This window comes from Flavobacterium sp., assembly GCF_031422135.1.
In the GTDB taxonomy this organism is placed as follows: domain Bacteria; phylum Bacteroidota; class Bacteroidia; order Flavobacteriales; family Flavobacteriaceae; genus Flavobacterium.
This window is the reverse complement of sequence record NZ_JANOQD010000043.1, coordinates 1-2,483: the sequence shown is the minus strand read 5'-3', so window position 1 is coordinate 2,483 and position 2,483 is coordinate 1. Positions and strand designations below refer to the sequence as shown.

Sequence of the window (2,483 nt, the reverse complement as noted above, 5' to 3'; positions counted from 1 at the left end):
ATCTTTTTTAATAATCATCTTTTTTGCTCTAAATGCATGTTCTGGTAGTGACGATGCAACTACAAATCCAACTCCAACTCCATCTGGGACAACTGCACCCGCATTCACGTTAACCTCTTTAGACAATACACAAGTTAAATTATCTGATTATACGAACAAAGTGGTTGTACTTTTCTTCTTCGGAAATACCTGTCCTTCCTGCAAAGCTATTGCTCCAAGTATTGAATCAAAATTAGTTACCCCTTTTGCTTCAAAAACAGATTATCAAATTTTAGGATTGGATCAATGGGACGGAAATGCAAGCTCGGTTCAAGGTTTTAAAACTGCAACTGGCGTATCATTTCCGTTACTATTAACTGCCTCAGGAGTTGCAGCATCGTATAAAACTACTTATGACAGACTTGTTGTTATTGACAAAGCCGGAAAAATTGTTTTCACAGGAACACAAGGCGCAGCTGGCGATGTCGATGCGGTTAAACTAAAAGTGCAATCACTTATTAATTAAAATAAACCGTAAGTTGCAATTAATGAAAATCAATTATATTTAGTTAATACAAAATTTAACAAATAGAATCATAGAAAAAAAGAGTTGAATAGCCCAATTGATTCGCCTGTACGTCCTCCGCGGCGGACTCTGGTCTTGGGTTCACATAGCTATGATTTTCTATAATAAAGTGAAACGCTTTTCAAAAATTATGAAATCTATGTTTCTATGTGGTTAAAAAAAACATACAGATTGAATTACACTCAAAGAGTTAAAAACAAAATAATTATGAAAAAATGGATAGTAGCATTTATAACCTTTGCGTTTGCTAACCTTCAAGCGCAAACGGTTACTGATTTTCAGTTGAAAGATATTGAAAACACCAGCCGGAGTTTTTCGGAATTAAAAGGGGAAAAACTAACCTTAATCGATTTTTGGACCACTTGGTGTAAGCCATGCAACAAAGCAATTCCCGAATTAAATAAAATATACAATACCTATAAAGATAAAGGAGTTGCAATAATAGGCATTAGTTGCGATGGACCAAGAAGCATTGCCAAAGTCGCGCCTTTAAGTAAATCACTTCAAATACAATATCCAATTTTGTTAGACATCGATTCAGAAATCAAGAATCGATTGAATCTAATGGCTTTTCCAACGCTCATTTTAGTCAACTCAAAAGGAAAAATTATTTGGATTCACGAAGGATTCGTTTCTGGCGATGCGGAATTAATTATTGCGGAACTAGAACGAAATTTAAATACCAATTGATATGCAAAAAACAAAAAAAGGTATAGCAGTTCTATTTTTATTCATTGTTTCTGTACAAACACTCGAAGCCCAGATTAGCGGCAATAACCTCCTTGAATATCAGTTCGGAAAACTCCCAAGTGATAATTCAAAATTTTCTAGTGTTTATGACAGAGCAGTTGTTGGGTACACGTATAATGCTTTCAAAGCAGGCATCACATTGGAACAATTTTACACGCCTTTTCAAGAGAGAAATTACACGCAACTCACCCAATATTCGTTGCAATACAATTCTAAAATTGTAACGGTAAAATTGGGTAATTTTCAAGAAACAATTGGACGTGGACTATTGTTACGGTCTTTTGAAATTCCTGGTGCCATACTTGAGGATTTGAGTTATCGTTCCCGAAATTATTTTCAAAGAGACATTCAAGGTTTTAGCACACACTTAAAATTCAAAGATTTTACAACAAAAATTATCTACGGCAAACCACTCAACAATGTTTTCCCACCAACACAATCTAATAGTTTGCGCCGTTCAGATGAGATAAAAGCAATATATTCTGACTATTCCTTTAAAAAACAAACTCTAGGAATTGCCGTTCTTGATGTTGCCAACGCTAGCGGAAATAAACAATATGGCATGGCAACAGTCTCAGGAAAAGTATCGCCAATAATTTCATATTATACAGAGTTTGCCAAAGAAGTAGGTGATGCCAATTTTTCTGATTTCTCTAAAACATCGTCTCATGGGTATTACGGAAATATCAATTTTACATTCGATAAGCTCGGAATCAGTGCGGAATACAAAGATTATAATGATTTTAATGTTGGCGCAGGAATTAATGAACCGCCAGCATTAATCAAAGAACACAGCTACAAAGTCCTCAATCGAAGTACACACGTGGTACAACCATTAAACGAAACGGGTTATCAAATCGAAATGTATTATACTTTTCCGGATGCGTCAACCCTGACATTTAACAATGCAATTGCAAAAAATAAACTGGGAAAAGAATTTGTGTTTAAAGAATATTTTACAGAGTATAGTTTTGCAATTGCGCAGAAACATGACGCCAAAGTATTTCTGGATTATGCCGAAGATCCTTTTAAACTCGAAGAAAATAGAATTTCGGCTGGAACGTATTTTGAATGGAAAGCCTTTAAAAAAGCCACTTTAAAAACCGAATATGAGTTTCAAACTTTTAGTAGAACTGGAGAAAATATTCAAAATCATGTGCTTACACTT

At 34.8% G+C, this 2,483-nt stretch carries 3 protein-coding genes; all 3 read left to right on the top strand.

Going from position 1 to position 2,483, the window contains the following annotated elements:
* Window positions 1-505 (top strand): TlpA disulfide reductase family protein (locus RMO70_RS06735; protein ID WP_310555661.1); only part of this gene is annotated, 505 nt, incomplete at its 5' end.
* 267 nt (window positions 506-772) lie between these two features.
* Window positions 773-1,255: a TlpA disulfide reductase family protein gene (locus RMO70_RS06730; protein ID WP_310555660.1), complete on the top strand. Its 483-nt coding sequence runs from the start codon at window positions 773-775 to the stop codon at window positions 1,253-1,255.
* A 1-nt stretch (window position 1,256) separates the two neighbouring features.
* Window positions 1,257-2,483: DUF6029 family protein (locus RMO70_RS06725; RefSeq protein WP_310555659.1), on the top strand; the 1,227-nt coding region annotated here is incomplete at its 3' end.

Coding starts and splice junctions, on each gene's coding strand:
- RMO70_RS06730 (WP_310555660.1), top strand. CDS start 773: ATGAAAAAATGGATAGTAGCATTTATAACCTTTGCGTTTGCTAACCTT.